The sequence below is a fragment of the Moraxella sp. CTOTU48841 genome (assembly GCF_032061225.1).
GTDB classification, from domain to species: domain Bacteria; phylum Pseudomonadota; class Gammaproteobacteria; order Pseudomonadales; family Moraxellaceae; genus Faucicola; species Faucicola cinerea.
The window spans coordinates 16,769-32,817 of record NZ_DAMBFQ010000013.1; the positions used below are offsets into that span (position 1 = coordinate 16,769).

The following is a 16,049-nucleotide window of genomic DNA, read 5'->3' on the forward strand; positions in this document are numbered from 1 at the left end:
TAATTCACAGCCTAAACATGCGTTACAAACAAAAACGCTATAACAAACGCCTAATGTATGGCAATATTTGATATGCCCATAAAATTGTATGCCCATCAAATAATGAGGAAACCCCAATGAGCAAAGCTGAAAAACCTTTTATTGCGCTTAATATCGCAATCTTAACTGTATCAGACACCCGCAGTTTAGAAGAAGATACCTCTGGTAAATACCTAGCCGATAGCCTCGTTGAATCAGGGCATACCCTAGCGGAGCGAGCCATACGCACCGATGATATTTATCAAATCCGTGCGATCGTGAGTCAATGGATTGCCGACCCTGCGATTCACGCTATCATTACCACAGGCGGGACAGGTTTTTATATCCGTGACCAAATCCCTGAAGCCCTAAGCCCGCTGTTTGATAAAGAAGTACAAGGTTTTGGTGAGATGTTCCGCGCGTTATCTCGTGATGAGATCGGCATGTCAACCTTGCAATCTCGTGCCCTAGCAGGCATGGCGAATAATACGGTGATTTTTTGTTTACCTGGCTCCTCGGGTGCCTGTCGCACGGGCTGGGAAGGCATCATCAAAGAACAGCTCGACAACCGTACCCGTCCGTGTAACTTTGTGCCGCATCTGATGCGTGAAAATCCAAAACATGACCATTAAATTGGCAGGGGTGGTGATTTTGGCGGGGGGTGAATCATCTCGGATGGGTTCACCCAAGGCGCTATTAAGCTTGCCAAATGGCGAGACTTTGCTTGATTTTCATATTCGTCATGCCAAACGCTTAAATGTCCCTGTCATGGTGGCGGATAATGGTAAGCGCTTATGTCATGATACAACCGTCAAAATCATTGATGATTATCTGCCAAATCAACAAAATGGCAAAGGGGCAGGGGCGTTATCAGCCATGGCAAGTGCCATGAATCAAGTCATGTCTCCTTACCATTATTTACTGGTGATAAGCTGTGATAGTTTGGTTCATGCCCATCAAGTTTTTGATAAATTGCGTTATGCGGTAACCGATAATGAAGCGGTGATTTATTTAAAAGCTGAAAAGGATTATCCATTGTTGGGTTTGTATCGTACAGATTTATTAATAAAATTATACGATTATTTGGATAAGGGTCAGCGCGCAGTGATGAAGTTTTTGGCGGATAAAAAAATACAAACCGCTGCATTGCCAAATGAATGGATAGCTTTAGCAAATTTTAATACCAAAAATGAATTTGATTTGGCGTTGAACTCACTCAATGAAATAGGATAAATAGGTCAAATTTTGGGAAATTATTCACATTAACAGGATATAAAATAATTTCATCAATTAAGGGTAGGATTAAGGGTATGAGTTAAAATTTAGGCATGGTAATTGCATTTTTAAATTACCTTGTTTGATTATGTTGGAAAACTGCTATGCCTTCAATCAGTAGCCCTGTGAGTGTTGAACTTTTTCCCCATGACAGCGTGAAAGAAAATCGTTTTGACCTTCCTATAACCCCCAGACATGCAAAAGCTGTACAAAATCAGGGCAAAGTGTATCTTGTTGGTGCAGGTACAGGCGACCCTGAACTCTTGACCATCAAAGCTTATAAAACCATCTTGCAAGCGGATGTGATTTGTTATGACAATCTGGTGAGTGATGAGATTTTGGCACTTAACACAACGGCAGAAAAAATCTATGTCGGTAAAAAATGCCACAAGCACAGCATGTCCCAGCAAGACATCAATGGCTTATTGGTCACCCTAGCGCAACAAGGCAAAACTATTGTACGCTTAAAGTCGGGCGACCCATTTATCTTTGGACGGGGCGGTGAAGAAATGCAAACCGTGATTAGCGCTGGTGTAGCCTGTGAGTCGATTGCAGGCATTACCACCGCGCTAGCAGTCGCCAATAGCGTCAATATTCCGCTCACTCATCGTGACCATGCCCAGTCGGTGAAGTTTGTTACTGGGTTTTTAAAGACTGATACGCCTAACGAGCAATTCGCTGAACTACTTACTGATAATCAAACGGTGGTATTTTATATGGGATTAAATACTTTGCCAAATTTAACCCAAGGTCTGTTGCAAGCGGGTAAATCAGCCGATACACCATTTGCGATTATTGCCAATGTTAGTCGTCCTAACGAGCAAGTTTTGGTGGGTACGCTAGGCACTATTCAAGCATTGCAAAATGACGCTAAACTGCCATCGCCTGCGGTGATGATTATGGGCGATGTGGTATCGCTGTATCATCAATTAAATGCGCCTACTTTAACGTATGCCGCATTGTAGGGATGATAAGACTGTACAGATTGTAGCCATAATTAATCGGTTAATCAGTAATTAGTCAGAGTGAAAACTATGATGACAGAGGGGAGCTGAATGCTTACCCTCTATTTTTGTCAACACCTAAAACATAAAAAAGGCATGCGGTTTTGATGCCTTTTTTATGTTTGTGAGAATGTTGTGCGGGGTTTGGGCAAATTCAATCTGTCCTTACAGTTAATAAAGACTAAATCATTACCACGCCATTGGTCACGCTCACAGGGTAGGATTTTAATGCCACTTGCTCATCATCAATGCATTTACCTGTTGCCAAGTCAAAGCGTTGTTTGTACATGGGTGATGCGACATATCGTACCTTTTGCCCGTCAATTTCACAGCTACCGAGTAGTCCACGAGAGATAACATTGGCTTGGCTAAAAGGGTCAAAGTTGTGCATGGCAAAAACGTCATCATTTTGGGTACGAAAGATAGCCACTTGCTCACCGTTTACCAACGCACACACGCCTGTTTCGGGGATGATATCGTCAATTTTACAGATTTCGTTCATCGTAATTTTCCATTGTTTTGATTGAAAATGGCATGCTAAATTAGCGCCATTTTGCTATGGTTGACCATTAAGCAAGCTCGATGTCCGCTTGGGCTGGAGTGGTGTTGTAAGCTAATCCTTGCTTTTCCTCAGCCGTTGCAGGGCGGATTTGGTGACGCTCTTCAACAAACACCACGTTGTCATCGACTTTGTCACTGTTAATAAAGTGCTTAAAGCGTTTTAAACGTTCTGGGTCAGAAAGGGTGGTTTTCCATTCGCATTGGTACGCGTCAATATCCGCTTGCATTTGGGCTTCGAGTTCTTCGGCAATACCCAGGCTATCATTGATGACCACCTGTTGAATGTACTCAAGACCACCTTCCATTTTTTCACGCCATACCGATGTGCGTTGTAAGCGGTCGCCTGTTTTTATGTAGAACATTAAGAAACGGTCTATATATTTAACCAGCGTGGCTGTGTCCAAGTCACTGGCAAACAGCTCAGCGTGACGAGGCCGCATACCGCCATTGCCACAGACATATAGATTCCAGCCATTTTCAGTGGCAATAATACCAACGTCTTTGCCTTGGGCTTCGGCGCACTCTCGGGTACAGCCTGATACACCGAATTTGATTTTATGCGGGGCACGTAAGCCTTTATAGCGGTTTTCCAGTTCGATGGCCAAGCCAACGCTATCATCCACGCCATAGCGACACCATGTGCTACCGACGCAAGATTTGACGGTACGCAAAGACTTACCATAGGCATGCCCTGTTTCAAAACCTGCATTAATCAAGCGTTCCCAAATATCGGGCAATTGGTCACTACGTGCACCAAATAAATCCACACGTTGCCCACCAGTGATTTTGGTGTAAAGTCCAAAATCGCGTGCTACCTCACCTAAGACAATGAGTTTTTCGGCGGTAATTTCACCGCCCGCAATACGCGGCACGACTGAGTAAGTACCATCTTTTTGGATATTGCCCAAGAAAGCGTCATTGGTGTCTTGTAGCGCAACCAGTGGTTTATCTAAGATATAGTCATTCCAGCAAGACGCCAAAATCGAGCTAATGGTAGGCTTACAGATTTCACAGCCATCGCCGTGTCCGTGTCTTTCAATCATCTCTTCAAAGGTGTGGATATTGCCGACACGCACTAAGTGATACAACTCTTGGCGAGAGTAAGCGAAATGCCCGCAGATGTGATTTTTGACTTCAATACCACGTTTTTTGAGTTCAGATACTAAGGTATCTTTGACGATTTGGGCACAACCGCCACAGCCTGTACTGGCCTTAGTGCAGATCTTGATGTCTTCATAAGTCATGGCCCCATTGTCCACGGCTGCGCAGATTTGACCTTTGCTGACGTTATAACATGAGCATAGGGTAGCGGTATCGGGCAGATTCTCTACGCCCATAACAGGCTTTTCGACATTCGGTAAAATCAAACTTTCAGGTTGTAGTGGCAAATCAATACCGTTTAAAAACAACTGCAGCAGATTGCTATAATCTTCCGTATCACCGACCAGTACCGCACCCAGCAAGCGTTTGCCATCGTCCGAGGTGACTAACTTTTTATACACGCCTGTTTTGGGGTTTTGATAGACATAGCTTTGGCTGTCTTTGATTTTACCATGAGCATCACCGATACTGCCGACATCCACGCCCATCAGTTTGAGTTTGGTACTCATATCGGCACCGTCAAATAGGCTGTCATGCTCGCCTGACAGTTGAGAGGCGCACACGCTTGCCATGGTGTAGCCTGGGGCGACCAGCCCATAAATTTTGTTGTCCCATAACGCACATTCACCAATGGCATACACGTCTGGCACGCTGGTTTGGCAAGTGTCGTTGATAACGATACCGCCACGCTCACCCAGCTTGAGTCCAGAGCTGCGAGCAAGACTGTCTTGAGGGCGAATCCCTGCGCTAAACAAAATCAAGTCGGTATCGAGCAAAGTGCCGTCAGCAAACTGCATGGTTAAAAAACTGGCGTCATCGTCATGGTTGTCGATGATTTGTTGGGTGTTTTTGCCTGTCAAAACGGTGACGCCCAAGTCTTCGATTTTCTTTTTCAGCAGCTCACCACCTGCAGCGTCAAGCTGAACGCCCATCAATTGTGGGGCAAACTCGACCACATACGTGGTTAACCCCAAAGTGACCAAGGCTTTTGCGGCTTCAAGTCCGAGCAGACCCCCACCCACAACCACGCCCCGCTGTACTCGAGAATTGGCGGCGGTGGCGATGATGGCGTCTAAGTCATCAATGGTGCGATACACATGGCAGTGGGCATGGTCATTGCCCTGTACTGGGGGTACGAACGGATACGAGCCTGTTGCTAACACCAATTTTTCAAATTCTAAGGTGTTGCCCTTGCTGGTGATAAGGGTTTTGGTTTGTGCATCAAAACTTGCGACGCCTTCACCCAAATGCAAAGTAATGCCTGCTTGCTCATAGTGCGCTAAATCGACCAAGTTTAATTGACTGGCGTCTTTGTGTTCAAAGTAACTGGACAAATACACCCGATCATACGCAGGGCGACTTTCAGCACTAAACACATGGATTTGGTAGGTTTGGTGTAGGCGTTTTTCAATCGCTTTTTCGATAAAGTGGTGCCCGACCATCCCATTACCGACGACGATAAGATTTTTCATGTATTTATCCCTTCTGACGAAACATTGGCTTTTTGACTAGGATAATGACTGGCTTTTGGCGTGTATTATCCCAAGTTTTTCTATACTGTTATATAAGCAAACTTTATGCCAATATTTAAATTAACTATAAATTTCAATGGGTTAAAAAATATAGGTTAATTGTCTATTAAGAAAAATAAATCACATTGTTAGTGATTTAACGCAACCAGTAACCAAGTGAGGAGCAACAGCGCCGTTAATATCCCGCTTATCAATTGCCAAAATAGCACAGGGTGTTTGTCAATCAGCGGCTGCTTGGCTTTATCATCGGCATGGCTTTTGGGGTCAAGGTCGGTGAGAAAATCGCCAATGCTCTGATAGCGGCGGTTGCTATCTGCTTGTAGAGCACGAATCAGCACGTCATTGACCCAAAATGGTAAATCCGTGCGCACTTGTCGCACGTTTTTGAACGCCAGTTTTTGGGTGGTTTGTGCGGTCATCGCCGTGGTCAAGGTATCGACATCAAACGGCTGTAGCCCTGTCAGCATCTCATAAGTCACCACACCTAGCGAGAAAATATCGGAATACACCCCTTTTGGTGCATCGCTGAAATATTCGGGGGCAATATAATGCAAATCGCCCACAGGCGGTGTGTGACCAGTTCTTAAGAGCAACGAGCCAACCGAACCAAAGTCAATGAGCTTGATATGACCCGATGGCAGCAGCATGATATTTTCGGGCTTGATATCTTGATGGAGCAGATAATTACGGTGCATGGCTCGCAGCGCCATACCGATTTGATTGACAATAGCAAAAGTTTGGGCAACCGATAACGGCGGCTGGGTGTCGATAAATTCACGCAAGCTCATGCCTTGCAAAAATTCGGTGACATGGTACAGATACTGGCTATTCATCGGTTTGGGGTAAAATTTTAGTAAGCTTGGGTGATTGAGGCTTAACCCTATTTTTTCTTCTTTTAAAAACAGCCGTAAAAATCCGCTATCGTCTTCATAGTAGGCAGATGGCACTTTGATAATACGCTGATTATCGCCTGTGTCAGCGGTGCTATCGGTAGCCAAATACACGCTACTGCGTGGCGTGTTTTGCACCACTTTGTCAATGGTAAAATGATCAAGCTTGTCGCCGACAGTCAGCACAGGCGGAATGCGTAAACGGGTAACGGCATGACGACTGTCTGTATCTTCGGCAAGGTCAGTTTTGTCAAAATCTGCATTCGCCAAAATTCTCGCAACTTTTGGCAAGACGGCTATCATCACGCAACTGACATTGTCATTACTGCCATTTTCCAATGCCACTTGGCACAAGGTTTCTGGCAAATTTTCTAAGTCTAGGGTGGTGGAATTATCCAGCGCCAACAATTTGCCCAATGCCGATTGGGTCAGTAACAATAACTCATCATCACTGATAAATTCATATACGCCATCGGTCATTATCAAAAACACATCTTCGGGCAACACATCAATTTGGGCGAGTTGTAATTCCACATGGGCATCTGCGCCAAGTGCAGCGGCTAAGGCGCCTTTGTCTCGCCCTCGTTTGTGTCTGTGGTCTTGGGTGAGTACGCGCAGTTTGTTGTGTCGTAGCCGATAGATACGGCTGTCGCCCGTGTGGAATAACACTGCCGAGTGCTCGGATAATAAAGGCTCGGTAAACAGCAGCCCAGATAAGGTTGAGAGTAATTTTGGCAAATACCGCTGCGAGGCTGAATCAAAGCTGTCATGTTGATCACTAAAATACAAAAAATCATTGATAATATGCACGCTTTTGGTGAGCATTTGTGCCAGCATTTCGGCACTATTGTTATTCAATGAATCGCTAGTAACAGGGCTAGTAATAGGGGTTGTTACCATGTCAGCTTGATACATGGTTAATTGGTCAATCAGCGTTTCAATCACCCATTGACTGGCGAGCTTTGGCTGTCCGCAGCTGCTGACCCCGTCAGCTAAAGCGGTGACTTGCCACGCAAGCTGAGTGGCGCTGCTATCCCCTGTTGGTACCAGCGTTTTTATTGTCAAGGTGTCTTGGTTTTCCGCTTTGCGCCCTGCATGACTAGCAGCACGGGTCAGCAGTTGCGGTAAGGATTGCAAACTGGGGGGATTTTGCTGAATGGCTTTTGACATGGGTTTTTCCTTACTAGCACGGTTGCTACGCATTGTGCAAAAATGAAAAAAGGGCATACACCCTTTTTTGCCTTACTAACTAGACTTCTTTGTCCGCTGGTCGACTGTTTTTTGGTTGGATTTAAAGAGCGATTACGCTATCGCAATTCGCTCAATCGTGCCATCTTCGTGCACCTCGACCATATGTCCTTGTGGCTCGCTCAGGAAGGTCGCGCCAATAAAGGCAATCCCTGCAAAAATCGCGAGGGTAATAAAGAATCCTGTTGGCGATACCATAGAGAAAATAGTCAAAAACAATACCCCACCTACGTTACCATAGGCACCCGCCATACCAGCAATTTGTCCTGTCATACGGCGTTGAATGAGCGGAACCACTGAGTACACTGCACCGCATGCTGCTTGCACAAATACAGAAGTAAGCAGCACGATTGCCACTGCACCCGCCAATGGTAACTTGGTCATTTGCGTCATTAGCAGATAACCCACCGTTTGCCCTGCCAATGCAATCATCAATACTTTACGACGACCGACCGCATCGGACATAAAACCGCCGCCAGGACGAGCAAATAAATTCATCACCGCAAAACAGCCTGCAGTCAACCCTGCTAAAGTATGCGATACACCATAGTTGGTAATAAAAAATTGCGGCAACATCGACACCACTGCCAACTCAGAGCCAAAACATGCCAAATACGCCATGTCCAAAATCGCCACTTGTTTAAACTGATAACCATATTCTGGATTTACCGCAGGGCGAGATGTATCAAATAAATGCTTATTGACTGACCAGATTTTGATATATTGATAGACTACAAGCACCGCCACCACCGCATATGCCAGCATGGTTTGATTAGCGGTTAATAATTTTAATCCGCTAGGTGACAAACGCCACGCCAACAAAAACAAAATCGCATAAACCGGTAAAATCATCACCGCATAAAAGTAAAAGTCTGCCTTGTTTGATACTTCCAAGCCGCCTGATTTTTTTGGTTTAAAATAAGTCGCGCCTTTGGGTGTATCACTGACACCACGATAAAAAATGACCGAATAAACAATCGCAATCACGCCTGTGGTCGCAATCGCATACCGCCAACCGTCTGCACCGCCATACACTAAGGCAAGAATCGGCATCGACATTGACGCTACTGCCGCCCCAAAATTGCCCCAACCGCCGTATACCCCTTCTGCCGAGCCGACTTCATTGACAGGAAACCATTCTGAAATCAAACGAATCCCAACCACAAATCCTGCACCGACAAAACCTAGCAAAAACCGACCAATCGCCAGCATTTGGAAACTTTGAGCAAAAGCAAACACAAAACACAAAAAACCGCTAATCAACAACACAGCACTATATGAACGCTTGGGGCCGTATCTATCGACCATCGCGCCGATTAGCAAACGAGCAGGAATGGTCAAAGCCACATTGAGCATCAAGATCGCTTTGACTTGCCCATCGCTCAAATGAAAATATTGTTTGATGGTGGGCATCAATGCCACATGAGCAAACCAAATTAAAAAGGTGACGAAAAAAGCAAACCAGGTGTAATGTAACACCTTGATACGGGGTAATTTCATAGCAAACAGCGGTAAACGTTGGGACATCTGCTTCTCCTTTAAGTAAGCCTGTACGGTTCACGGTAACAAGGTAAAAGCAATATTTATGCCATTGTCATAAACTTTTGTTTTTGCAATAATTTTTTTGAATGACCCATCAATTAGCTATTTTGCTGTGAAAAAACTTTCACCGATTGGCATAAATGATAAAAATTTGATGCTGTACTGCACTATTTTGGTAAGTAATCGATAAGGTAAAAGAATAATGCAAATAAATAAGCAAAAAAATGTCTAAAAATATTTTAAAAACCCTCAAACAGTTATCTACAGTTAAAGAGGTTAAATTCAAAGAGTGGTCAACATCCATCACACTGTCCGACAAATAATAGCCAAAATTTAAAACACCATAAAAAACAGTAAAAAACAACGGTTTAAAACGGTTGGCATAGATTTTGAATTATTAAATTTTAAAGTGCTAGATTCTAAAGTATTAAATATCGGGTCGGATAAGCAAGGTCAGCCAAATAATGCAACACACACACATTCTTATCATAGGGGCAGGGATGGCAGGGACACGCTTTGCCATGCAGTATGCCAAAAGCAGACTGAGTACCCACAGCGGACTGGGGATTGACAGCCAAGGCGAACAAAGTCGAGATGAGTTTGCCATCACGCTTATCAACAGCGAGCCATATGCAGGCTATAACCGTATTATGCTATCGCCTGTATTAGCAGGGGAAAAACGCTTCGCTGAGATTTATCTATTTTCTCAAGAGGAGTACGCCAACCATAATATCACTGTAAAGACAGGCTGCACTGTTAGCGATATCAATCTTGCTGCTCATCGGGTCATCACCGACAGTGGCGAAACTATCGGCTATGACAAATTGGTGTTTGCCACAGGTTCAACGCCATTTATTTTGCCATTGCCCAACCATACCGCAAAAGGCGTCATGGGCTTTCGTACCAAAGCCGATGTGGATGCTATGCTAGATATCGCAAAAAACAATCATAATGGCAAAAAATCTCCAAAATGTCTGGTTATCGGCGGTGGATTACTCGGTCTTGAGGCTGCTAATGCTTTGGTACAACAGGGAGCGAAAGTCACTGTGGTGCATGGGGCAGGCTATTTACTCAATCGCCAACTGGATAAAACCGCTGCCGATTTACTGCAAACTTACTTTGAAAACAAAGGTATTGAGTTTGTGCTCAATGCCAACTCCCAAGCGATTTGTGTAGATAAGGATAACCAGGTTACTGGACTAACTTACACGGATAATGTCGACACATCCATCCCTGCCAAAACCATTGACAGCGATTGCATTATCATGACCGTCGGCGTGCGACCCAATATTGCCCTTGCGCAACAGGTCGGTATCAGTTGCGAGCGGGGGATTTTGGTTGATAACCAAATGCGAACCCATACCCCAGACGTGTATGCGATTGGCGAGTGTGTACAGTTTGACAACCAGCTATTTGGGCTAGTCGCACCTGTGTATGAGCAAGCCAATATTCTGCTACATACCTTAAACGAGCAGCCAGGTAGCACCTCGCCCGTGTTTAGCGTACAACCAACGGCAACCAAGCTAAAGGTCTCGGGCGTGGCGCTATTTTCGGCAGGTGATATCGATGTGAGTCACGACTGCGAGCAATTGATTTATCAAGACCCTAGCCATAGCATCTATCAAAAAATCACCGTAAAAGACAACCGTATTTTATCTGCAGTGCTATATGGTGATGTACAAGAGGGCGGTTGGTTTTTTGAACTGATTCAAAATCAACAAGATATTTCAGCCATCAAAGATAAATTACTGTTTGGCAAAGCGTTTTGTGAAGAGTTGCTGGCGGGCTGATCTGACTGGTAGAAATTAAAAATAGTAAAAGGTTAACGTGTGACAACAACTATACAACATTTAGCACCACAAAAATCTCCCCTGACCCAAGTCAAAACCACCTGTGCCTATTGCGGTGTTGGCTGTGGCGTGTTGGCGACGATTGATGAGAATACCCAACACGTCAGCATTGACGGTGATCCAAACCATCCTGCCAACTTTGGCAAATTATGCTCCAAAGGCAAAGCGTTGGGCGATACGCTTGATCGTGACCGCCGTTTGGCCCATCCGATGATTCATGGCGAGCCAGTCGATTGGGACGCCGCCACCGATTTTGTTGCTAAATCATTGCAACAGACCATTGATGAATATGGCGCCGACAGCGTTATGCTATATGTATCGGGGCAACTGCTCACCGAAGATTATTACGTGGCAAACAAATTTACTAAAGGTTTTTTGGGTACCAATAATTTGGACTCCAATTCTCGACTGTGTATGTCATCAGCGGTGGCTGGCTACAAGCGAGCATTTGGCTCGGACACTGTGCCTTGTAATTATGAAGACATCGAAAACAGCGACCTATTTATCATTATCGGTTCGAATATGGCGTGGTGTCATCCGATTTTATTTGGTCGGTTAAAATCCAGCAAACAAGCCAATCCCAATAAAAAAATCGTGGTGATTGACCCGCGAGCCACTGACAGCACCGCGATTGCCGACTTGCATTTGCCGATTCGCTCTGGCACAGATACCCATTTATTTGTCGGACTACTCAATTACTTGCACCAAAACGACTATGCCAATCACGATTATCTTAGGCATTGTGACAATCTTGCTGATGCGCTTGCAGCCAGTGACAGTTGGACGATTAAAAAAGTTGCCAAAATCTGCGGTGTCGACGAAAGTGATTTAACCAAGTTTTACCAATTGTTTGCCACTACCAAGAAAACCGTGAGTTTTTACTCAATGGGTGTCAATCAAGCCAGTAATGGCACTGATAAGGTCAATAGCATTATCAATTGCCACCTTTATACAGGCAAACTGGGTTATGAAGGGGCAGGGGCGTTCTCAATCACAGGACAGCCCAATGCCATGGGTGGGCGAGAGGTCGGGGCGTTAGCCAATCTGCTAGCCAGTCATTTTGAGCTCAAAAACAGCGACCATCGTCAAACGGTAGCCAACTTTTGGCAAGCACCGACTAGCATTAGTGGTAAAGATGGTGTCAAGGCAACCCAATGTGCCGATGCTATTTTGGAGGGGCAAATTAAAGCGATTTGGATTATGGCGACCAATCCTGTGGTCAGTCTGCCAGAAGCAGACAAATTTGCCATGGCGTTACAGCAATGCCCACTGGTCATCGTGTCTGACTGCTCAAAAGACAGCGACACGCTCGACTTTGCTCATGTGGCTTTGCCCGCGCAAGGTTGGAGTGAAAAATCAGGCACGGTCACCAACAGCGAACGCCGTATCTCTCGTCAGCGTCGCTTAGTCACCCCATTTGCTGATGCCAAGCCCGACTGGTGGATAGTCAGCCAAGTAGCACAGAAAATGGGTTTTGTGGGTTTTGATTACACCCACGACTACCAAGTGTTTGCCGAACACGCTCGGCTTAGTGGCGAGAAGAATGGCGGTGAAAAAAATACAGATAGCCGAAGTTTTAACATCAGCCATTTAGCCAATATTAGCCAAAACGAGTATGATAACTTGGCACCGTTTCAGTGGGGTCAACCGCATTATTTTGGACTACAAAAACAAGACGCACACACCACTATCGGCACAACTTATACCGATACCCAAAAACTGCATTTTGTCACCGTTAATCCTGCGGTACCCAAGTCATTGCCTGATGAGCAATATCCACTGGTGCTTAACACAGGTCGCTCGCGTGACCAATGGCATACCATGACCCGTACAGGGATTGCCCCACAGCTTAATCAGCATTTACCGCACCCACTGGTTGCGATTCACCCGAGTGACGCCAAACCTTTAGGTGTACAAAATAACGATTTTGTGCAAATTAACAGTCCCAATGGTACTATCTTAGTGCGGGCTGATGTGACTGAAAAGCAACGCCAAGGCGATGTATTTATACCTATGCACTGGAATCAGCACTTTGCCGCCAATGCGCGTGTCGGTAAGCTTATCAGCAATCATCATGACCCCTTTTCACAGCAACCGCAGCTCAAGCACCAACCTGTCAGGCTGCAAAAGCTAACCATGCAAGCATTTGGATGGTTATTGATTGATAAACATTGTGATGAAAACCTGCTAACTTGGCTCGAATCGCCAGATATGACTTATTGGGTGCGTAATCGCCAGTCAAACAGTAGCCAGTATTTTTTTGCCATTGATAATCAGTCTGCGGTCATGACCACTTGGTTTGATAAGCAATATTGGCAACAGCAGTTAAGTGTATGGCTCAATCAACCAGCGCAAGCCTACAACTTTGATATTATCCATTATCAACATATTGATACCGATAACACCAGCCAAGATTTACGCCTTGCGATATTGCAAAACGGGCAAGTCCATGCGCTAGTATTTTTGAGCACCCACGAGCATAAACTACCTACCCATAACTGGCTAGATAGCCAATTTGGCACAACGCTCAATAGCCATACGCGTAAATGGCTACTAATGGGCAAACCTGCCACGGGTTTTATTGATACAGGGCGGATTGTTTGCTCTTGTATGTCAGTGGGAGAAAATACCATTGTTGAGACGATAAAAAAATATCACTGCAAAACCGTCGTTGAGGTTGGCAAACATTGCAAAGCAGGCACCAATTGTGGCTCCTGTATAGGAGAGATTAGCAAAATTTTGGCGGGGTGAAATTGTTATAACTTGTTGAATGGATTATTGGGCGAACTTTAAGCCACTTTATAATTTCGTTTAATACTGCCTGATTTTACTTGGTTACTTATAGATAACTAGCGTTAGATATCCGAAAAAAAGGGAAATAATTGGAAAAATTAATTGATAATGATTATCATTTATATTATTATTCTTACCGCTTTGTAACGCTTCTCTTTTTTTATATATCTGAGTGATTTTATGAATACTGCCAATGCTAGTTTACCGCCGCGTGGTGCTTTGCGCTATTTAAGTCTGTGTGTATTAACCACCCTTTATTCACCGTTGGCAATAGCGAGTGAGCCAGAACCCGTCACTACTTTGCAGACTATTACTTTTAATGCCCGTCAATATATCCCAGCCAAACAGACTGAGAACGTCCGCCACGACAGCTCAGTCAAGGTACAGCAAGCTGATTTACTCAATCAATATTTACCGACGGTTGCTGGGGTGAATGTCGGTGGCACTTCGGGGATGGATCAGCATATTTATATTCGCGGTTTGGGCTCAGACAATGCAGGCAGTGCCTTAAAAATCACCGTGGATGGGGTGCGCCAACCGGAAACGCGCGGCTTTCACCATGCCGGGATTAGTGGACTTGACCCAGATTTGTATAAAACAACAGAAGTGTCAGTGGGTAATAACTCGGTGACTTTGGGCAATAATGCCATCGGTGGCGGTGTGGCGTTTACCACGGTGGATGCACAGGACTTGCTACTACCAAATCAAAAAATGGGGGCAAAGGTTAAACTTGGCTATGCCAGTAACGATCAGCAATTTCAGCGAAGCCTAACGACCTATGCCAAACCCAATGAGCAGTTGGACATGATTGTGTCTTATGGTGAGCGTGACAGCGATGGCGGCGAAGATGGCAAAAGCAACCACATCCAAGGTGATGATATTACTATCAAAAGTATACTAGCCAAAGTCAATGTGATGCCGGCAGAAGGTCACAAAATTACTGCCAGTTACCAAAGCTATGACAATGACGGCAACTATCCGTTTCGCCCCAATATCGGCTACCAAGCCAATTTACCCGCTAATATTCATCCTGGCTACACCAATAATGAAACCTATGCACTCGGCTATGAGTATAAACCGCATAGCAATTTTGAGCTAAACAGCAAAATTTATCATTTGACCAATGAATCGCTGTCGCAAGGACTGCGCGGAACTACTCCCATGCGTATAGCCACGTCAGGCAAAACCGATGGCATGACGGCAAGTATCAAACAGCAACTGACGCAACATCATGGTGACCATGCTTTGACACATACGCTCAACTATGGGGTAGAAGGCTATAAAAAATCAGCGACGTTAGAGAGTAGTGATATCACAGAAGACGCTACCAGCGTGGGGGTGTACTTACAAGACCGAATCGAATTGGGACGATTTGCGCTGACGCCTGGCGTGCGCTTTGACCATTATAAGCCATCAGAGCGCTTAAGCAGTGACGACTATAATCAAGTGTCGGGCGCATTGGCAGGGGAATTTAAACTGACGCCAAACCACAGCTTATTTGCCAGTTATACCCAATTGTTTAATGGACCACCCTTGCCAGAAACCATTCACCAATCTGGGCAAACCTTCGTCAATAAAGACATCGAAGCAGAAACAGGCGCAAACGCAGAGCTCGGTATCAGTAGCCGTTTTCAAGGGGTGTTTGACAGTCAAGACAGTATGTCTCTGACAGCCAAAGTCTTTGATACCCAGTATGACAATAAAATCGACCGCATAACAGGCATTGACTGTAGCACAGGCAACTCAGTGACAGACGGGCAATGTGCTAGCTACATCAATGCCGGCGAGACTACCGTTAAAGGCTATGAGCTGAGCGCAAAATATCGGCTAAACAATATACGATTGAATGCAGGCTATGCCCATGCCAAAAGCGAAACCGAGCAAGGATACCAACTCAACAAAGACTCAGGCGATCAGTTAAACCTTGGCTTTAATTATGACCTCAATGACCAATTCAGCCTTGGAAGTGCCATCCGCCATGTCAAAGGTTTAACGCGTCGCACCAGTGCTACTGCCGTCGCTGATTTGCCAAGTTTTACCACCTATGATGTATTTGGTAGCTATCGTCCAAGCGCGTTACCGCAATTAACCGTGGATGCTGGTGTGTATAACCTTACAGATGCTTACTACTATGAGCACGTATCCAATACCGGTGATAAAGCCATGGGACGCAATGTCAAAGTAGCGCTAAGTTATCAGTTTTAAAATCAATGGGTGATACCCATCAGCATGATG

The 16,049-nt window shown here is 45.0% G+C and carries 10 protein-coding genes; 6 read left to right on the top strand and 4 right to left on the bottom strand.

What is annotated here, in order from left to right; genetic code table 11:
- Positions 1–116: 116 nt before the first annotated feature.
- From moaB to cobA, 3 genes are all read left to right on the top strand, one after another.
- Entirely contained in the window at positions 117–650 is a 534-nt protein-coding gene (gene moaB / locus RT034_RS10025; RefSeq protein WP_135888405.1) for a molybdenum cofactor biosynthesis protein B, read from the top strand.
- Positions 640–1,251, top strand: a complete 612-nt coding sequence (mobA, locus tag RT034_RS10030) for a molybdenum cofactor guanylyltransferase (RefSeq protein WP_312114861.1) — start codon at positions 640–642, stop codon at positions 1,249–1,251. Before moaB ends, mobA begins: the two co-directional genes overlap by 11 nt.
- 146 nt (positions 1,252–1,397) lie before the next feature.
- The gene (cobA, locus tag RT034_RS10035; RefSeq protein ID WP_313016342.1) at positions 1,398–2,258 is read left to right on the top strand and encodes a uroporphyrinogen-III C-methyltransferase; all 861 of its coding nucleotides are present in this window, start codon (positions 1,398–1,400) and stop codon (positions 2,256–2,258) included.
- A 220-nt stretch (positions 2,259–2,478) separates the two neighbouring features.
- On the opposite strand, the gene nirD is transcribed toward cobA, so the two are convergent.
- The 4 genes from nirD to RT034_RS10055 all read right to left on the bottom strand — a co-directional run bounded on the left by nirD (position 2,479) and on the right by RT034_RS10055 (position 9,156).
- Entirely contained in the window at positions 2,479–2,799 is a 321-nt protein-coding gene (nirD, locus tag RT034_RS10040; protein WP_265104040.1) for a nitrite reductase small subunit NirD, read from the bottom strand.
- 67 nt (positions 2,800–2,866) lie between these two features.
- Positions 2,867–5,431 carry a nitrite reductase large subunit NirB gene (nirB, locus tag RT034_RS10045; RefSeq protein WP_313016343.1) on the bottom strand — a complete coding sequence of 855 codons (2,565 nt, stop codon included), beginning with the start codon at positions 5,429–5,431 and terminating at the stop codon, positions 2,867–2,869.
- Between the two features lie 188 nt (positions 5,432–5,619).
- The gene (locus tag RT034_RS10050; protein WP_313016345.1) at positions 5,620–7,551 is read right to left on the bottom strand and encodes a bifunctional protein-serine/threonine kinase/phosphatase; all 1,932 of its coding nucleotides are present in this window, start codon (positions 7,549–7,551) and stop codon (positions 5,620–5,622) included.
- Between the two features lie 132 nt (positions 7,552–7,683).
- Positions 7,684–9,156 carry an MFS transporter gene (locus tag RT034_RS10055; protein WP_313016348.1) on the bottom strand — a complete coding sequence of 491 codons (1,473 nt, stop codon included), beginning with the start codon at positions 9,154–9,156 and terminating at the stop codon, positions 7,684–7,686.
- 479 nt (positions 9,157–9,635) lie between these two features.
- Here RT034_RS10055 and RT034_RS10060 point away from each other — a divergent pair, with 479 nt between their 5' ends.
- The 3 genes from RT034_RS10060 to RT034_RS10070 all read left to right on the top strand — a co-directional run bounded on the left by RT034_RS10060 (position 9,636) and on the right by RT034_RS10070 (position 16,019).
- On the top strand, positions 9,636–10,961 hold the full coding sequence (locus RT034_RS10060; RefSeq protein WP_313016350.1) for an NAD(P)/FAD-dependent oxidoreductase: 1,326 nt from the start codon (positions 9,636–9,638) through the stop codon (positions 10,959–10,961).
- Positions 10,962–11,000: 39 nt separating this feature from the next.
- The gene (locus RT034_RS10065) at positions 11,001–13,772 is read left to right on the top strand and encodes a molybdopterin-dependent oxidoreductase (protein ID WP_313016353.1); all 2,772 of its coding nucleotides are present in this window, start codon (positions 11,001–11,003) and stop codon (positions 13,770–13,772) included.
- Positions 13,773–13,994: 222 nt separating this feature from the next.
- On the top strand, positions 13,995–16,019 hold the full coding sequence (locus tag RT034_RS10070) for a TonB-dependent receptor domain-containing protein (RefSeq protein WP_313016355.1): 2,025 nt from the start codon (positions 13,995–13,997) through the stop codon (positions 16,017–16,019).
- Positions 16,020–16,049: the final 30 nt, after the last annotated feature.